At 35.4% G+C, this 17,294-nt stretch carries 18 protein-coding genes; 6 read left to right on the forward strand and 12 right to left on the reverse strand.

The window, feature by feature from the left end; genetic code table 11:
• Positions 1 to 191: 191 nt before the first annotated feature.
• The 3 genes from LKACC16343_RS07640 (at position 192) to LKACC16343_RS07650 (ending at position 2,629) form a co-directional block, all read left to right on the forward strand.
• A complete protein-coding gene (locus LKACC16343_RS07640; protein ID WP_056955026.1) occupies positions 192 to 503 on the forward strand; it encodes a nucleoside triphosphate pyrophosphohydrolase in 312 nt (103 codons plus the stop codon).
• Positions 504 to 595: 92 nt separating this feature from the next.
• Positions 596 to 967 carry a DUF1304 domain-containing protein gene (locus LKACC16343_RS07645; RefSeq protein ID WP_056955028.1) on the forward strand — a complete coding sequence of 124 codons (372 nt, stop codon included), beginning with the start codon at positions 596 to 598 and terminating at the stop codon, positions 965 to 967.
• 48 nt (positions 968 to 1,015) lie between these two features.
• Positions 1,016 to 2,629 carry a polysaccharide biosynthesis protein gene (locus tag LKACC16343_RS07650; RefSeq protein WP_056955030.1) on the forward strand — a complete coding sequence of 538 codons (1,614 nt, stop codon included), beginning with the start codon at positions 1,016 to 1,018 and terminating at the stop codon, positions 2,627 to 2,629.
• Between the two features lie 48 nt (positions 2,630 to 2,677).
• Here LKACC16343_RS07650 and LKACC16343_RS07655 read toward each other — a convergent pair whose 3' ends face one another.
• Positions 2,678 to 5,149, reverse strand: a complete 2,472-nt coding sequence (locus tag LKACC16343_RS07655; RefSeq protein WP_082604613.1) for an isopeptide-forming domain-containing fimbrial protein — start codon at positions 5,147 to 5,149, stop codon at positions 2,678 to 2,680.
• Positions 5,150 to 5,352: 203 nt separating this feature from the next.
• On the opposite strand from LKACC16343_RS07655, the gene LKACC16343_RS07660 reads away from it, so the two are divergent.
• On the forward strand, positions 5,353 to 5,829 hold the full coding sequence (locus LKACC16343_RS07660; protein WP_056955033.1) for a nucleoside deaminase: 477 nt from the start codon (positions 5,353 to 5,355) through the stop codon (positions 5,827 to 5,829).
• A gap of 200 nt (positions 5,830 to 6,029) precedes the next feature.
• On the forward strand, positions 6,030 to 6,902 hold the full coding sequence (scrK, locus tag LKACC16343_RS07665; protein WP_056955035.1) for a fructokinase ScrK: 873 nt from the start codon (positions 6,030 to 6,032) through the stop codon (positions 6,900 to 6,902).
• A 63-nt stretch (positions 6,903 to 6,965) separates the two neighbouring features.
• Here scrK and LKACC16343_RS07670 read toward each other — a convergent pair whose 3' ends face one another.
• From LKACC16343_RS07670 to LKACC16343_RS07715, 10 genes are all read right to left on the reverse strand, one after another.
• Positions 6,966 to 7,379, reverse strand: coding sequence for a GtrA family protein (locus LKACC16343_RS07670; RefSeq protein WP_056955037.1), 414 nt, complete (start codon positions 7,377 to 7,379; stop codon positions 6,966 to 6,968).
• Positions 7,380 to 7,391: 12 nt separating this feature from the next.
• Positions 7,392 to 8,189 carry a metal ABC transporter permease gene (locus LKACC16343_RS07675; RefSeq protein WP_054642695.1) on the reverse strand — a complete coding sequence of 266 codons (798 nt, stop codon included), beginning with the start codon at positions 8,187 to 8,189 and terminating at the stop codon, positions 7,392 to 7,394.
• 2 nt (positions 8,190 to 8,191) lie between these two features.
• The gene (locus tag LKACC16343_RS07680) at positions 8,192 to 8,818 is read right to left on the reverse strand and encodes an ATP-binding cassette domain-containing protein (RefSeq protein ID WP_234032601.1); all 627 of its coding nucleotides are present in this window, start codon (positions 8,816 to 8,818) and stop codon (positions 8,192 to 8,194) included.
• Positions 8,819 to 8,862: 44 nt separating this feature from the next.
• A complete protein-coding gene (locus LKACC16343_RS07685) occupies positions 8,863 to 9,738 on the reverse strand; it encodes a metal ABC transporter solute-binding protein, Zn/Mn family (RefSeq protein ID WP_056955041.1) in 876 nt (291 codons plus the stop codon).
• Between the two features lie 117 nt (positions 9,739 to 9,855).
• Positions 9,856 to 10,458, reverse strand: a complete 603-nt coding sequence (locus LKACC16343_RS07690; protein WP_056955043.1) for a hypothetical protein — start codon at positions 10,456 to 10,458, stop codon at positions 9,856 to 9,858.
• 228 nt (positions 10,459 to 10,686) lie between these two features.
• Positions 10,687 to 11,427, reverse strand: a complete 741-nt coding sequence (locus LKACC16343_RS07695; RefSeq protein WP_056955045.1) for an aspartate/glutamate racemase family protein — start codon at positions 11,425 to 11,427, stop codon at positions 10,687 to 10,689.
• 4 nt (positions 11,428 to 11,431) lie between these two features.
• Entirely contained in the window at positions 11,432 to 12,961 is a 1,530-nt protein-coding gene (locus tag LKACC16343_RS07700; RefSeq protein WP_056955202.1) for a UDP-N-acetylmuramoyl-L-alanyl-D-glutamate--2,6-diaminopimelate ligase, read from the reverse strand.
• A gap of 14 nt (positions 12,962 to 12,975) precedes the next feature.
• Positions 12,976 to 14,220 carry a D-alanyl-D-alanine carboxypeptidase family protein gene (locus LKACC16343_RS07705; protein ID WP_056955047.1) on the reverse strand — a complete coding sequence of 415 codons (1,245 nt, stop codon included), beginning with the start codon at positions 14,218 to 14,220 and terminating at the stop codon, positions 12,976 to 12,978.
• 23 nt (positions 14,221 to 14,243) lie between these two features.
• Positions 14,244 to 15,335, reverse strand: coding sequence for a sensor histidine kinase (locus LKACC16343_RS07710; RefSeq protein WP_082604614.1), 1,092 nt, complete (start codon positions 15,333 to 15,335; stop codon positions 14,244 to 14,246).
• 2 nt (positions 15,336 to 15,337) lie between these two features.
• Positions 15,338 to 16,024, reverse strand: a complete 687-nt coding sequence (locus LKACC16343_RS07715) for a response regulator transcription factor (RefSeq protein ID WP_056955051.1) — start codon at positions 16,022 to 16,024, stop codon at positions 15,338 to 15,340.
• 105 nt (positions 16,025 to 16,129) lie between these two features.
• On the opposite strand from LKACC16343_RS07715, the gene LKACC16343_RS07720 reads away from it, so the two are divergent.
• Positions 16,130 to 16,327, forward strand: a complete 198-nt coding sequence (locus tag LKACC16343_RS07720) for a hypothetical protein (RefSeq protein WP_056955053.1) — start codon at positions 16,130 to 16,132, stop codon at positions 16,325 to 16,327.
• 214 nt (positions 16,328 to 16,541) lie between these two features.
• On the opposite strand, the gene LKACC16343_RS07725 is transcribed toward LKACC16343_RS07720, so the two are convergent.
• Complete coding sequence (locus tag LKACC16343_RS07725; RefSeq protein WP_056955055.1) at positions 16,542 to 17,288, reverse strand: DUF1129 family protein; 747 nt, start codon at positions 17,286 to 17,288, stop codon at positions 16,542 to 16,544.
• Positions 17,289 to 17,294: the final 6 nt, after the last annotated feature.

Genomic DNA, 17,294 nt, shown 5'->3' on the forward strand with positions numbered 1-17,294 from the left:
CATTACTAGTAACAACAAGGCACCACATATTTCTGTTATCTCTACACTTGAAATACTCATAATAATCAACACTTTTATATTTATTTTAATTAAATAATATCATGATGATATTATTGTTATCAAATTCTCAGCTTCTGGACTTTTTGTGTGGTAAGATTCTTTTACACAACGTTTTAGGGGGAACTTACAATATGAGAAAATTGGTTCGGGACAAAATACCCACTATTATCAATGACGATTCTAAATTTGAAGTACTTTCAAACGACGATTACCGCCTCTCTTTACGTGAGAAAGTAGTTGAAGAAGCTACTGAAGTGAAAGCCGCTACCACTCGCGCTAACTTAGTCGAAGAATTAGGGGACCTGGAAGAAGTTATTCGCGCAATTCTTGATGATGCTTCAATTACTTATGAAGAAATGGATAGTCTTAGACACGCTAAAATCAATCAAAAAGGTAAATTTACTGAAAAATTTGCTATGATGAATACTAAAGAAGAATCATAAGCTTTTGATTCTTCTTTTTTGTTTCCATTGTATGATTTTTTAAAACAGGCTAATATAATACTTATACTTTTTAATATAGAAAGAAGATTAAAATGCAAATCTTAACTTTATTTTTAGTTGCACTAGTGGCCTTAGAACATATTGGTATTGCTGGTCTAGAAATGTTTGCTAAACCAGAACAACAAGCTAAGGCTTTCGATATGCCTCTAGACTTCGTTAAAAATGAACATGCCAAAACTGCTCTAGCTAATCAAGGCATTTATAACGGTGCCTTAGGTATCTTAATTCTCGCAATGATTCTTTTCTTCACTGGTACAACTTTGAAAATTATCATGATCTTATTGATGCTTTATGTCATCATCGTAGCAATTTACGGTGCTATGACAGCCACTAGAAAAATTATTTTTCTACAAGGATTACCCGCTCTAATAGCTTTGATTTTCGTACTCTTCTTTTACCGTTAACCAAAAGCTTCTATAATATAAGTAATTTTATAAAGAATGGATAAAAAAATGAAAAAAGATTCATTACTAAAAAGTTCCCTGTGGATTTCCATTAGTGGAATTATTTCTCGTATTCTAGCGGTTGTTTATATTATTCCCTGGAATATTTGGATCGGTCCGTTAGCTGTTAACGCGGCTAATGCCATGTACGGAAAAGTTTATAATATTTACAATCTCTTTTTGATTATCGCTACAGCAGGTATTCCTTCAGCTATTTCTAAAGAAGTTGCTGCTCACAATGCCTTGGGACGCTTTGATCAAAGTGAGAAACTCTTCAAGAAGTACAGTTTCTATATGACCTTAGTTGGTATTGGTTGTGCTGCAATTATGTTCTTCGGTGCAAAATATGTTGCCATCGTTTTAGCGGCTGGCGATATGCGTGTTGTAACGCCGATTAAATATTTGAGTGTTGCAATGCTAATTATTCCAGCTCTAGGTATTTTGAGAGGTTATATTCAAGGTTATGCCTTTATTTCCTATTCAGCCTTTTCACAAGTTATCGAACAAATTGCCCGTGTTGCTTATATGCTTTATGCCACATACACAATTATGATTTTACAAAAAGGTAACTATATCTCAGCTGTTAACCAATCAACACTTGCTTCATTTATCGGTGCCACATTGGCTTATATCTTCTTACTTTGGATTCGTGTCAAAGTCAGACGTTCAGTAACAATTGATGATATCAAAACAAAAGATGATTTACCTACCGATGAAACTATTGATATCAATTTTGGTTCGATGTTGCGTTCGGCGATTCCATTTTTGCTAGTCGATACTATCATGACTGTCTTACAATTATTCGACCAAACAACTTTCACATGGATCTATCAATTAATTCTTCATGCTAGTGAAAAAACAATTGATAATCTCTATGCGATGTTCGGATTCCAGGCTAATAAGATTATTATGGTCCTTGTTTCCCTTGCCATTTCCGTATCTGCTTCCGTTATTCCAGCTCTGTCAGCTATGGTCAGCAAGAAGGTTTCCAACGAATATATTCAAAACTTCATGCGTAAAATTGTGCAATTCACGGTCTTCATCATTCTTCCAGCTACTTTCGGAGTCATGGCTATCAGTCGTCAACTCTGGACCGCTTTTGTCTTCTACGATCAAAGTATCCTCGGTTCAAAAGTTCTGATAGTTTCATGTTTTGAAGCCTTCTTCTACTGTCTATTTATGATTTTGGAAAACATTCTTCAAGTTACTCATCATATGAAGAAATCAATGATTTATCTAGCAATCGCTTATGTACTAAAGATTGTGCTTCAATTACCATTAACTCTGGCTTTAGGTGTTTACGGACCAGTTGTTGCAACAACTATTGCTTTTGTAATTATGAGTCACTTCGCATTTAGACTGATCAACAAGCAATTTGAAATCGTTGATAGGGAATTAGGTAAGAAATTAATTCGTATCCTTATTGACGGTGTAATCATGTTAGTAGTAGTAGTAGTTGCTAACTTATTAATTGTTCACGTAATCTCTGACGCAACTAAAGTTGGAGCAATTATCGTTATTGCTATTTGTGGAATCCTCGGTATCTTAGTTTATGGTTTCCTCAGTTACAAAGATGGTTCACTCAATATTCTTAAAGATATTCGTGATACTAAGATTTACTAATTCAGATTAAAAAAGGAAAACCGCTAATGGTTTTCCTTTTTTATTTTTCTAAGCTGAGTCTACCATTTGCCACGTTATGGTTCCGTTATAGTTACCTGACTTAGTATTGCTATCCATCTTTATTTTCCAAGAACCGGCTCCGATATACTCTGATAAATCTAAATTATCTTGTCCGCCTGAGAAGCTCTCTGACTGAATTCTTGTTCCGTTTGCCAAAATTGGTTGCCACGTTCCGGAATCAGTGACGCTTGTTTGGCGTTGACGGAAGAATAAAATATTTCCCAAATCGTTGCTTAAAGTGTCACCATCACTATTCTTCATCCGTAAGTCTGGATCAGTATTATCGTAGGATACGGAAATCATGAACGGATTATCTGTCGGATGATTAACGATCAGCTCACCGTCAGTCTTAACATTATTTGCTTCCAAACTAGAACCTGCAAAGTTATGCGTTCCAAAGTCAATCATTTGTGGAACTGACGTAATACCGTCAACATTTTCAATTGAAACTTCAGCGTTATTAGAAATTAGATCATCCAAATCTTTATTGGCTACGACTCCACCTTTCAAAGTAGCGTTAGTCGTTATCTTACCAACTGCTGCCGAAGTAACTTTGGCCTTATTCTCGACAATAACTGACTCGCCAGCTTTTACTTCTCTAACAACTCCGGTATTGGTACCACCTTGCGGATAACTGTTTCCATCAGCTCCTGTAACGGTAATATCATAAGGTGTACCCAAACTGCTTGGTAAAGTACTAATCATATTGGTAGCACTAGTTAGTGGATGAGAACTATCACTTGCCACTTCAAATTTTGTCTTATAACTGATGACATCTCCCACTTTAGCAGTTGTTTGATCCGCATAATATGTTTCTTTATTAGTTTCATTTTTAACTTGGCGTGTAAAGTTATAATTGAAAGCTAATTTCTCAATTGGTACGTCGATTGAAGCTAAATATTTTTTCTGTGTTGCTCCAGATACTTTTTGATCAGTTCCAAAGAATTGTGCTGTATTTTTAATTGTTGTACCAGCACCACTTTCAACAACAGCTTCAAAAGTTATCGTTGCAGCATCGTTATCCTTTAGAGAATAACCTGGCATAACAGTTAAAATTCGATTTGTATCATCATAACTACTGGCTGGAACTGCGGTAAAGTTGGTTCCATCGTTGGATTTTTTTATTGTTGAAGTATCTATTTGCAAACCTTCAGGAATCTCATCAATCAATTTATCGTAAGACCACTCTGATCCATAACCATCATTAGTTACTTTCAACGTAAACTTCAAACGATCTCCAACTTCATTTTTACCTGTAGAATTAGTTTTATTAGTATAAGTTTTTGAAACGGATGGTGAAGCAGAAGATTGCGGCATTGCTCCCATGGTTGAAACAAAGTGAGCTGTCTGTCCCGGTTCCAAAGTAGTAGGATTCCATTTCAGTGCATACGCTGTATCAACGACTCTCGGCGAACCATCACTAGTTTTGAAAAGTGAAGTTCCGTAAGCATTATTGTCTTTCTCAGCTCCTGAACCATCAATACTACTTTGATTCTTGCTGTTCTTGAAACCATCCAACCAATTAGTCGGATTAGTTAATAAATCTCTAGCGACTCCCGTATACTGGTCAAATCCATCCTTAACTTTATTAGTAATTAGAAGAGTATATCTATCTGAGGAATCAGCTCTAGAAGTTATAATCAATCCACGACTTTCACCCATATCATAAATATATGACTGATCAGTTTTTCCCATTAGTCCTAAAGCGGTATCTTCAGCGAACATGGTTGTGAACTTCTGTGTCGTCGAACTAGGATTATAAACATACATTTCTCTTTGAACAACAGCTCCATTGTTAGGATCGGCGCGCATCAATAATTCAACTTTTAAATCGAACACTCCATAGGTCTTACTATTACGTTTCAAATCGCCAACAATTTTATAAGCAGCATTTCCATTCTGGTCGGTTCCAATATAATACTTTTTGTTCGACATCCGATTAGTTGGATCCGTCCCCGAAAATTGTGATGGCAAAACCGAATATTCCATCGCTGTAACTTTAGTCGTCGTTGAATCAGACGGTACAATCATAAAATCTGGTGACAACGATGAAGCCAGACTACGATTCGTCTCAATACTGCTCCCTGCACGATTTTGGAAAAGGGCATTAACGTATTTATCACCTTTTTTCAAAAAGACATCCATCTTAGAATATTGAACCGAATTACCACTCGCAATTGAATCCTTAATGATTGAGTCATCGCCACCATTCAAAAAATACGGTAATTCACTGGAATTAGAATTATATCCCTGGGCCAATCCAAAAGTATAACCCAAATCCAAATTATCCCCCATCGGTAACAAACCTACTTGAGTTGTCTGACTAGACGGCGCATACCAGTTATCTATCCCGTCATCTATTTCCGCAGCCTGCACATTTTGAATTGAAGACACGCCAAATATAGCCACTAGAAATAAGAGTAAACATAATATCATTTGCTGTATTCTATTGGTTTTCATATCCTCCACCTATCTAAATTAAGAATAATAATTATGATTTATTATAAATGGTAGCGCTTTATTATATTATTCAAGACAGACAAAAATATTTTTACATTTTTGATAATTAGGAATATGCCATTTTGTATCATTATTTCTATGAAAATATAAATAGAAGTATACTAATCAAGTATCAAAATATTGTTAACCAGGAGATACTACTTATGGCATATGACAAAAAATTTATGGATTTGGCCGCTCAAGAGGCTCAAAAGAATGTGGGAACACAGATTGGTGGACCCTTTGGTACCGTTATTGTTAAAGACGGAGAAATTATTGCACAAGGTCGTAATCATGTTTTAGCAAATCACGATCCTTCAGCACATGGCGAAATCACAACCATCAGAAAAGCTTGCGAAAAATTGGGAACACACGATTTGTCCGGCTGTGAATTATATACCAATGCCTACCCCTGCCCAATGTGTTTAGGTGCTATTATTTGGTCTAATATCAAAACTTGTTATTACGGAAATACTGCTGAAGATGCTAAGGACATTGGCTTCAGAGACGATTTCATTTACAAATTCCTATCCGATGGTTTGAAGGATAAAAAAGTTTTGAATCTTGAACAACACGACAGAGATACGACTATCAAGGCTTTCAATGATTTCAAAGAAGACTCATCACATACAATCTATTAACTAATCAAAAATACCTCATATCAGTTTAAATGTTATGAGGTTTTTTGATTTAGAAAATATTTCTAATCATTTTATATTCATAATTTTCAAATTATTTAAAAATATTTTTTCATTCTTTCATAAATCAATTTGACGTTGAAAACAAATAATAGTATCTTATTAGTATTGAAAACGATTACTAAGATTGAGGAGAGATTATTGTGTTAGTAGGAAGTATTGAAGCAGGTGGAACAAAATTCGTTTGTGCTGTTGGTGACGAAGATTACCGTATTAAGGATAGTGTTCATTTTCCAACGACTACACCGGAAGAAACATTACAAAAAGCAATCGATTATTTTAAACAATTTGATATTGAAGCTTTAGGAATTGCATCATTCGGTCCTATCGAACAACGTAAGAACTCACCAAAATATGGCTATATCACATCTACACCTAAGCCAGGTTGGAAAGATACTGACTTCGTTGGTAAAATGAAAGAAGCTTTTGACATTCCAATGTTCTGGACAACTGACGTTAACGGTTCAGCTTATGGTGAATATGTCATGTCTACTCTATCTAATGAAAAAATTGATTCATTAGTTTACTACACTGTTGGTACTGGTGTCGGTGCCGGTGCCATTGATAAGGGTAAATTTGTTGGTGGTATCGGACATCCTGAAATGGGTCACACACTTGTAAAACGTCATCCTGACGATCTAGATTTCAAGGGTGTTTGTCCATTCCATGGTGACTGTCTAGAAGGATTAGTTGCTGGTCCTACATTTGAAGCTCGTTTAGGTATCAAAGGACAAGATGTTCCTTTGACAAATCATGTTTGGGATATTATGGCTTACTACGTTGCTCAAGCAGCTCTTCAAGCTACACTTATCCTTAGACCTGACAAGATTGTCTTCGGCGGTGGTGTTGTTAGCGAACTATTCCTAGATAAAGTTCGTGCTCAATTCAAAGACTTACTAAACGATTACGTTGAAGTACCAGATTTGAAGAAATACATTACAATGCCTGTAATTAAGAACAACGGTTCAGCTACATTAGGTGATTTCGCCTTAGCTATCCGCGAATTACAAGAATAATTTTTACTAGAAAAGACAGTAAAAAAAGGATTGAAAACCAACTCGTTTTCAATCCTTTTTTTGTTATCCATTTCTTTTTCTGAAAATAATAAATTTGCTAAATACGTAATTTAAAATGATAACAACTACATTATCTAAAATTTTGACGATTAGCGCATTGCCATGCAATAGGGAAACACCAATAGTCATAATACTTTGATCAATTACCCACGAAGCTGCTCTGAAAAGGAAAAATGAGAACATTTCCTTAAAAAAGTCTTTCCAAGTTGCCGTATGAGAATTAAAGACCCATAGTTTATTTGTTACATAGGCAAACAATACAGAAAGCCAGTATGCTAATACATTGGCAAACTGATAATTCCATCCCAAGAAGTGCCATAAAACATCGAAAGTAATAATATTAACTAAAGTTGTCAAGACTCCAAAGAAAGCATAAGGAATCATATCTTTATATTTATTCCATAGTTCTTTTAACATTTATTCAGATCCTTAATGGTTTAATTTCCAATTTTTATAGCTTAATCCTAAGAAGTAAGCAATTACTTCAAAAGCTGAAATAAAGAAAGTTACTGGCCAATTTGTTACAAAAGCTAAGTATAAACCTAGCCAAACTCCGGCTAACGACAATCCAACTGAAACCATAATCAATTTTGGCACCGAATGTACTAAATACTTGGCCGTCGCTCCTGGCAAGGTCAATAATACAAAGACTAATAGTGAACCAACGATTTGAGCTCCAATACTGACGCTCAGAGCCAAAGTTACTAAGAAAGCAACTGATAGTAATCTTGTTTTCAAACCGGCAGCACGAGCGCCAATATGGTCGAATGAATCAAATGATAGTGGTTTATAGAAAATAATGAAGACAAATATGACGAATAACGCCAGAATCATTAATTGATTAACCTCTTTAGAACTGATGCCGACGATACTACCAAACAAGATGTTAGTAGCATAACTACTCGACTCTGAGGACAGCGACAAGAACAAAATTCCTAAACCAATGAACAACGACGATATTGCACTGATCGACGCTTCTCGTCTAGATGATTCACTACTCAAACTACCGACTGCCACTGAACTGATCAATGTAAAGATAATCATCCCTGCTAAAGGCGATATCCCAACTAAAATTCCAAAAGAAGCTCCGGCAAAGCCAATTTCGGATAATGTATGAGAAAGAAAAGACATATTTCTAGAAACAACGAATACACCAACTAATCCAGCAGTGATGGCGATGAAAGTACTAGCAATAAAAGCTTCTCTCATAAATTCATATTCAAACATGCTTAGCCTCCCATCTCAAACATATCTTCTGAAACATCTTTAACATCAACTTCTTGTAATTCATGATCTCTGAAAAAGAGTGCTCGATGTGTATATTTTTTAGTTAATTCATAATCATGTGTAATGAAAATGACCGTCAGTTTTTCATTTTGATTCAATTCAGCCACTAGATCCATCAGTTGCATCTTAACTTCAACATCCAAACTAGCAGTCGACTCATCCAGAATCAGTACTTTAGGATCATTCAAGAGTGCTTGAGCCAAATAGGCTTTTTGTTTTTCCCCTCCTGAAGCTAATCCTAAGGGTCGATCTTTCAAAGCTGTTAGTCCCGTTTTTTCAAGAATTCTTTCAATCAATTGATTATCTGATTGACGCTTTTTGGGACTCAAAGTGAATTTGAGATTCAAGCGGACGAATTGTTCGATATTCAAAGGATAATCGATATCAATATTTCTAAATTGTGGTACATAACCGATAGTTTGCTTGTGATCAACGATTAGGTCACCACTAGACTTCTTTTCCAAACCCATAATCATTTTGACTAAAGTAGTTTTACCAGAACCATTTGGTCCAATCAAACTGATAAAGTCACCATCATTGATTTGAAAATTTAAATTTTGAAAAACCAATTGTTTACCAAAACGTTTGGTTAAATTGACTGCCTTAATAACGATTATTCCTTCACTATCCTTTCAATCTGACTAATATTTTGATCCATCCAACTATAATATCCCAAATCACTTGGTAATGTTTCCGTGAAATAAATAATTGGCACATGATGTTTCTTTGCTAAAGTGGTCATCTTAGTAATAATTCCACTGGTTACTTGCTTATTAACGACTAAGAAACTAACTTTATGATTATTCAAACCAATCTCCATATTTTTCACATCTTTAATAGACGGATCAGTGTCTTCTTCGATGGCTTTAGCAAAATGTTGATTAGCAATTGTCACGTCTAGATCTTTCAAGAGATAGTAAGGTAGTGGTTCAGTTACATAAGCCTTTTTACCAGCCGTATATTTCTTCAATGCTTTTTCTCTTTGGATTAAACGATTCAATTTTAAATAATATTCCTTAAAATTAGCTTGATAGTACGCACGATTTTTCGGGTCGACTTTGGCCATATGCTTATAAACTGCTCGACTGAGTTCTTGGACATTCTTAACTCCAAACCAAACATGCTCATTATCGCCATCTTTCTTTTTCAAGACATCTCGAGAAAAATCGATCATATTATTTTCTTGGCTATTAGCAGCCACAATTTTTTCAACCCAATCATCGTACCCCAAACCATTAGCGACAATCAATCGTGAATCAGCAACTTGTTTAGCGTTGTTGCTTGAAGCTGAAAAGCTGTGTGGGTCGACATTGACGGATTTAATTATTGATTCAACTTGATACTTATCACCGACAACACTCTGTATCGGTTCCTTATAAGTATTAACTGTTGTCGTTATGATTTTTTGTGACGTATCACGACGACTACAGCCCCCTAATACTATCAATAGCGAAAACAAAGCTAGTAAAATAAAATTTCTTTTTCGCATTCTTTCCCTCTATTCAAATAATTGCCAAACTAAAACAGAGGCCTGAACAAAACATAGTTTTGACCCGACCTCTGAAAAATATAACTAATTCTTATTATAAAGGCAAGTGATTTCAGATTACCAAATTTGGAAATATTGACCATTAGCTGGTACTAAGTAACTGCCAACTGGAGAGTCTGAATTCTTGCTATAAATATTTATTTGATAACCATTAACATTATTCCAAGTAACTTTACCATTCGCAACATATTGTGTATTAGCTTTATCATACGTTGTGCTTAACTTATCAGCTAAGAAAGAAGTGGCTTGATCTGCTGTCGTAATATTAACCCCTGTTTGTGATGATTGTGCTGTATTCTGATTTTGTGATGATTGGTTATTATTTGTGTCAGTACTGTTGCTATTATTATCAGATTTTGTTGAACTTTGATTTGTTTGTGTAGAATCATTGTTCTTATTTGTTGTGTCAGTATTATTGTTGTTACTATTACTGTCACTGTTATTATCATCATTAGTTGCTTGGTTATCATCATTTGATGAAGACGAAGTAGAACTTGATTGGTCAGACTTCTCAGATTTCTCTGGAGTTGACTTCTTAGTACTCTTTTCTGTTTGTTCAGATCTAGTATTTGACTTTGTACTTGTAGCTTGTTGACTACTGCAACCTGCTAATAAAACCCCTGACAAAATCACTGTAAAAAGCGATAATCTCTTAAACATAGTATAAAAGTACCTCCTTGTACTTGTTATTATATAGGAATGACGTATTTTATTGCAATGTTCCACGAGAAACATTACCGAACCGTAAGAATTAGACAGAAAAATAGCCACAATAATCTGTTTTTGATTATTGTGGCTATTATTTTACGGTAAATAACCAATGTTCTATGCAATATAGTGGAAACGAGCTACATAAGTCAGATTCTAACCGGGCTTATTCCGCTCTCTTTATCCATAAATTTTCGTATAATCAATTTTTTCGCCATTACGAATTTTTTGGCCAAGTTCGATTGATTTATCAACAATAATTCCTTGTCCATCAATAACTTGATAAGGATGATCTGGGGCTTTTTCTTGAGCATACGATAACTCAGTACATCCCAGGACAATAACATCGCAATCAAATTTATCATGCATTGTTTGTAAGATTTTGTGATACTTTGGAGCATTCATCTTACCCTTAATTTTGATGTCATCATAAATCAAGCTTTCAACTTCATCTTGCACTGCTTGATCACCAAGGCTTAATTCAAAACCGGCATTCTTAATTTCGTCTTCATAGACGTGATCAGCAATTGTTCCTTTAGTAGCAATCAAACCGATTCGCTTAGCTTTAGGATATTTATTCTTCATTACACTAATAGCCATATGTGGCATGTGAATTAGTGGAATATCAGTTGCTGCTTGTAATTCTTTATAGTAATAATGAGCTGTATTACAAATAATTACCATAAATTCAGGTTTCAATAAACTTTGTTGTTTAATATCTTCTGTCAATGGAGGTAAAAAGCTGGGTTTACTGTGATCTAAAATATGTGCAGTTCTATCAGGCACACTTGAATGATTGACCAAAATATAATCTAGATAATCTTGATCCTTATTACTAGGTGTCCTCTCATTTAACAAATGTATATAGCTTTCAGTGGCAAGGCTACCCATACCGCCAATTACTGTAAAGAATTTCTTCATGTTTCTAACCTTCGATATCCTTCAAAATTTTCTTAGCTACAACTGGATCACTTGGATAAGGTACATCGACACCCTTAGTCTTTTGATATGGATCATTACCTTTTCCGGCAAGAACGATAATATCTCCATCTCCACTTGAGGTAATCATTTCACGAATAGCTTCTTGACGATCGATTACCGTCTTAACTTGAACTTTTTCGTGGTCAATTTGATCATCGATTTCCTTACAAATTTTAGCTGGATCTTCAAATCCAGGATCGTCTGTTGTCAAAATCGCTGAATCAGCTAGTTCCGTTAGGACTCTAGCAAAGCCTGCACGTCTAGAAACCCCTTTGTCACCAGGGCTACCAACTACAACTTTAACTTTTGATTCAGGATATTCACGCTTAATGAAACTCAATAGAGCGTTCATACTAGCATAGTTGTGGGCGTAATCTACAAAGATTGTCCCGTGGTTCTTGGTATTAATGTGTTCCATTCTCCCCGGGACGAACGCTTTTTTTAAACTTTCAGCGATCACCTCGTTATCAATACCCATAATTTTAGCCGCTGTAATAGCAGCACCAGCATTTAACTCGTTGAAGTCACCAACAAGACCTAATTCATAAGTATATTCACCGTGGTCTTGTAAATCTTCAGCTTTGTCACTTTCGGCTGTATAGGTAAAGACGGAATCATTTAAATTGGATTCTTTGTTGCGAATACTAAAGTCAGTGTCACCGACTTCATCTTTAGCAAATTTGTAAATATCTTTGTCATCACTTGTCTCTTTGGCTGCGGCTAAAACTGTATCATAGTCGTTTGTTTGACGATTAATGATATTTACTTTGGAGTTGATCATCAATTGCTTCTTACAATTCAAATAATCAGCATAAGTTGGATGTTCATTAGGTCCGATATGATCTGGAGTGATATTCAAGAAACCACCAATATCAAATTTCAAACCATAGACACGGTTCTTCTTGTAGGCCTGTGAAGACACTTCCATAACCAAGTACTTCATTCCATTATCAACAGCCCTTCTCATATCATGGAATAATTCCATTGATTCGGGAGTTGTTAAATCTGATTTGAATTCATCACTTGGATTTGGTCCGACGATTCTATCAACAGTTGAGAACAATGCAACTTTCTTAGGATAAGCACTGTTCAAAATGTCATATGTGAAGTATGAAGTTGTCGTTTTACCTTTAGTACCTGTGAAGGCTACGATAAACAAATCATTTTGCGGATTACCATAAAATTCGGCACTCAATAATGCCAAAGCCTTTGATGCATCCTTAACGATTAAACGATCAATATCAGTACTATATTCCTTTTCAGCAACATAGATCTTGGCACCATTCTTAATTGCTTGGTCTAAATATTCTGCTTTGAATTGATTTCCCTTGCAGAAGAAAATTCCATTGGCTTGGTCTTCTCTAGAATTGTAACTAATATTTGTTACTTCGAGATTTTCATCGCTTACTGAATCAGAAACTAGCAAGTCATGACTTTTCAAAATCTCAATAGCTTTACTTACTTTCAAACTCATTCTTTCACCTGCTCCTAAAATAGACGTTTCCATAGATGATTAAAAAATTCAACGATCTGATCCCACCAAGACTTCTGGCTAGTCTTCTTGTGTATTATTTTTTTAACATCTGCCTTTTTAAACGGAAGATAACCACTAGCAGTATTAGCAGCAATTAATTTTACCGTTTGCTTGTTGCGTTTCGCAGTAAAACCTAAGTCGTTACTACTTTCATTATAGCTTAAATTTTCAACATTAAAATTCTTTGGTACCCAAATATAACTAGATTGATTAATTTCATACTTTTTTTTGTTAATAGTAACTTCTGAGCCCTTTTTCAAGGTTTCTTTGTATTCAAAATTATCTTTCACATAGCGAGCTAATTTCTGTGCACTACGGAATCTCTTATCGACATCATTACTTTCACCCTGAGCATTCATCACGATTGTGACAATACGAGTCCCATTCATAGGTAACGTTCCTACAAAAGACTCACCAGCTTGCTTAGTTGTACCAGTCTTTAAACCATCAAACTCATAACCTGCTTGATAATCACGTTGTCCTTTTAATAATAGATTCAAAGAATTATAAGTTTTAGTTTCATTATCGGCAGGAAAATCCAATTTAGCCATTGAGGTTGTTTGCAAAATTTCTGGATACTGGTCCAAAACATGTTTGACGATCACACCAATATCATTGGTTGACAGTTTATTTTCTCCATCAGCACTACCGAGATACATGCTAGAATCCAAATCAGAGTTATTCAATCCTGAAACATTATTTATTTCAGCATCCTTGATACCCCAATTTTTCAAAGTCTTTCTCATCATTTTGACAAAGGCTTGCTGACTGCCAGCCACTTTATCCGCCAACATCATCGCTGCTGAGTTAGACGAAACGATCCACGCTGCTTGATACAATTGCTTAACAGTATAAGAACGACCAACATCCAATTTAACATTGGTTAATTCATTATCCTTAGTCATATCAGCCTGTGCTTGAGTTGGTTGCAGTGTATCTTGTTCAGTAATTTGACCTTCTTTTAAGGCCTTAGTTACCAAATAGAGAGTAATTATTTTGGTAATTGAACCAATAGCAACTTTTTGATTTGCATTCTTGCTGTAAATAACTTGGCCACTATTTTCATCAAAAGCCAGTCCAGCCGCCGCATTCAAATCCAGACTGGGTTGCGAATCAGCCTGAACAGTTGATGCAAACAAAGGTAATGTCAAAATCACTAACGACATTATCAATGCTAATTTTTTAAAGAACTTTTTCATTATTAAACCTCGCAAATCAATCTTTATTGAGTAATTGGAAAATGACTGATAAATGATGTCTTTTCCTTGTTAGATGTAACTGCTATTGTTCCACCGTGTAATTTCACCATGCTCTGGGCAATCGCTAGTCCTAGACCGGTTCCCCCAGTCTTCTTTGATCGTGAATCTTCAACTCGATAGAATCGGTCAAAGACATGTTTTACAGATTCCTCAGGAATAGCCGGACCATTATTAGCCACCGTTACAACGACTTCATTATTCTTTTGTTCGGCCGTTAACCAAATATGAGTGGCTCCTTTACCGTATTTAAAGGCATTCATGATGAGATTATTGAAAACACGACCCAATTTTTCGGTATCGCCTTTCATCATAATCTTATCTGGATGTGAATTGACGATTATTTCCATCCCACGTTTGTTAGCTTCCAATTCAAAATCAGCTGATAATTGATCTAGCATCTGTGCCATATCAAATTGAGTCATATTGAGACGACTCGTTGCATGTTGCACGTTGGCAAATTCAAACAACGAGTTAACTAAATTTTGCATCTCCAATGATTTCTTATAAGCAATGTGGGTATACTTCAAGATTTGTCCTAAATCGTTATAATTCTTACTCTCAATCAATCCTAAATAACCAATAACTGAGGTCAAAGGTGTTCTAATATCGTGACTGACATTACTGATCAACTCATCCTTACTCTTCTCAGATTGTTCCTGCTCTTTAGAACGACGATTCATGTTCGAGATCAATAAATTATAATTATCAATGATTCCTTGTAAATTCTGATTCACTTTTACCCCAATTGGTTGCGGTAAATTAGCTGTAGCGCTCTTTTGTAAAATCTGTTGAACTTGGTGCAATTCGAGACGATGATACATAGTCAAAGCCATCATAATGGTCAAAATCAGTTGTACCAAAAGGGTCAAAACTAAGATCCAAAGTTTATCACTGATAAGATTGGATAGATTAGTTTTGACATTTTCGACAAATCCACTTTTGCCGATAGCTCCTATTAAAACTATATTGATAATCTGAAATAAAAGAAAGGTGCCTATTCCTTCTAAAAGGAGGACACCTTTTTCTTTTACATTCAGTTTGATTCTTTTATTCAAAATCAAACCTCCACTTTGTAGCCAACGCCCCAAACGGTTTCAATAACTTTTTCACCATTAGTTGCTTCTTCTAGTTTGTCGCGCAAATGACTGACATGAACCATAACGGTTTTTGCCGAAACGACGCTCTCTTGTTTCCAAACTCTTTCAAAAATTTCATCCGCTGAAAAGACACGATTTGGATGGCTAGCTAGTAAATAGAGCACTCCAAATTCTAATGCCGTCAACTGCACTTTTTGATTAGAATCAGTTACTACTTCATGTGAATCTTTATAGATAGTAATTGGTCCTACTTCCAATTTATCTGGAACATTCTTGGCTGTTTGTTGAGAACTACGACGTAACAACGAACGAATTCGTGCCATTATCTCTAATGGATTAAAAGGCTTCGTTACATAATCGTCAGCACCCGTGATAAGACCTTGAATTTTGTCCATATCAGTCGTTTTGGCAGAAACAATAATAATTGGAATTTGTGAGTTTTTACGAACTCGTTTAACGACTTCAATACCATCGATTCCAGGCATCATGATGTCCAAAACCATCAACGCTATATCGCTATGAGCTGCTAATTGGTCTAAAGCTTCTTGACCAGAATTAGCTGTCACAGGTTCATAACCTTCATTTTTAATATAAATACTAAGTAGTTCTACAATCTCTTTATCATCATCAACCACTAAGATTTTCATTTAATAGACCTCTCAAGCGTACATATATTTACAAGTATACAACTAGTTAGTATTATACAATAAGATAGAACTAGATTACTAATTAGACCGTGAAAGTGAGTTTTTATGGATTATTTAAAAAAACGTTTAAAATTTATTTTGATTATCATTTTTTCAATTGCTGTGATTGCATTCGTTCAATATGAATTACATTTTGATCACAACTTAAACATCAAAAAAGTCGGTATGATGATGACTATCCTGCAGGCTGCCGCTGGTGGTTATGGTTTATATGGTCTAGTGCAGTTTTTCCGAGTTAAATAAAAATCTCTCAATCCTTTTGGATTGGGAGATTTTTTGATTTTGAATTTCTATTTAACTTCTATTTAGAATAACCACTGTTCTTTGCCGAATAGTGGAAACGAGTTGCACAAGGGCAACTCCTTCCGGTTAAGTCAACTTTCTCAGCCGGCGCTTCGCCACCGGCTGAGAAAGTAGTCTTAATCCTCGGGAGCTGGACGCCCTTGTTCCACTCTCTTTAGAAAAATGTCTTTTCTTTGATTCCCATGTAACGACGGAAAGCAAAACGGATACCATATGCTACTACTGCAGCTACAAAGTAACCTACTGCATTAAGTGTTGGATTAATTGTTGTTGGTACAAATGCCATTGCTCCTAAGAAGACAAACATCAGTACTAAACCTAGTGCCAAGTAACCAATTGTTTTACCCCAACCAGGTCTCTCTGATTTTGGCATTCTCATTTGGTTGTTGAACCATGTTAACAATGCACCCCACATTAATGACAAGACGATCAATGTTAAGACACCTGTTTGATTATTAGGATCTGTCTTCTTCGATGTCAATGCAACGACTCCGTATAACAATCCAAACAAAGCAAAGAATAACAAAGCTGTATCGATCCATAGTCCCCAGAATGGTGTTTTCTTAGGCTTTTTAACTGGATGAGCAATCTCTTTAGCCTTTTGAGTAACTGGTCCATAAAGTTGATTAGCAGGAATTCCTTTAATCTGATTATCAATCATTTCAGGTAACATTCCATCGATGACTTCTTTGGCTTCTTCTTCTTTGAAACCATCGTCAAGCAAGCGTTTGTTAAGTTTAAAAACATATTCCGCATTTTTATTACTTAACTTTTTACTCAAATCATCAGTATCTGCACTGTAAATTTGGCTTGTGACTTCTTCTTTTTTCTCATTTTTAGCTGAAGCAACTTTTTGCTTTTCAGCAGCCTTTTTATTCTTTTCTCTTAAATCCTCTGACATTTTGCT

It is taken from the genome of Companilactobacillus bobalius, assembly GCF_002179915.1.
Lineage (GTDB): Bacteria > Bacillota > Bacilli > Lactobacillales > Lactobacillaceae > Companilactobacillus > Companilactobacillus bobalius.

Coding starts and splice junctions, on each gene's coding strand:
- LKACC16343_RS07640 (WP_056955026.1), top strand. CDS start 192: ATGAGAAAATTGGTTCGGGACAAAATACCCACTATTATCAATGACGAT.
- LKACC16343_RS07645 (WP_056955028.1), top strand. CDS start 596: ATGCAAATCTTAACTTTATTTTTAGTTGCACTAGTGGCCTTAGAACAT.
- LKACC16343_RS07650 (WP_056955030.1), top strand. CDS start 1,016: ATGAAAAAAGATTCATTACTAAAAAGTTCCCTGTGGATTTCCATTAGT.
- LKACC16343_RS07655 (WP_082604613.1), bottom strand. CDS start 5,149: ATGAAAACCAATAGAATACAGCAAATGATATTATGTTTACTCTTATTT.
- LKACC16343_RS07660 (WP_056955033.1), top strand. CDS start 5,353: ATGGCATATGACAAAAAATTTATGGATTTGGCCGCTCAAGAGGCTCAA.
- LKACC16343_RS07670 (WP_056955037.1), bottom strand. CDS start 7,379: ATGTTAAAAGAACTATGGAATAAATATAAAGATATGATTCCTTATGCT.
- LKACC16343_RS07675 (WP_054642695.1), bottom strand. CDS start 8,189: ATGTTTGAATATGAATTTATGAGAGAAGCTTTTATTGCTAGTACTTTC.
- LKACC16343_RS07685 (WP_056955041.1), bottom strand. CDS start 9,738: ATGCGAAAAAGAAATTTTATTTTACTAGCTTTGTTTTCGCTATTGATA.
- LKACC16343_RS07690 (WP_056955043.1), bottom strand. CDS start 10,458: ATGTTTAAGAGATTATCGCTTTTTACAGTGATTTTGTCAGGGGTTTTA.
- LKACC16343_RS07695 (WP_056955045.1), bottom strand. CDS start 11,427: ATGAAGAAATTCTTTACAGTAATTGGCGGTATGGGTAGCCTTGCCACT.
- LKACC16343_RS07700 (WP_056955202.1), bottom strand. CDS start 12,961: ATGAGTTTGAAAGTAAGTAAAGCTATTGAGATTTTGAAAAGTCATGAC.
- LKACC16343_RS07705 (WP_056955047.1), bottom strand. CDS start 14,220: ATGAAAAAGTTCTTTAAAAAATTAGCATTGATAATGTCGTTAGTGATT.
- LKACC16343_RS07715 (WP_056955051.1), bottom strand. CDS start 16,024: ATGAAAATCTTAGTGGTTGATGATGATAAAGAGATTGTAGAACTACTT.
- LKACC16343_RS07720 (WP_056955053.1), top strand. CDS start 16,130: ATGGATTATTTAAAAAAACGTTTAAAATTTATTTTGATTATCATTTTT.
- LKACC16343_RS07725 (WP_056955055.1), bottom strand. CDS start 17,288: ATGTCAGAGGATTTAAGAGAAAAGAATAAAAAGGCTGCTGAAAAGCAA.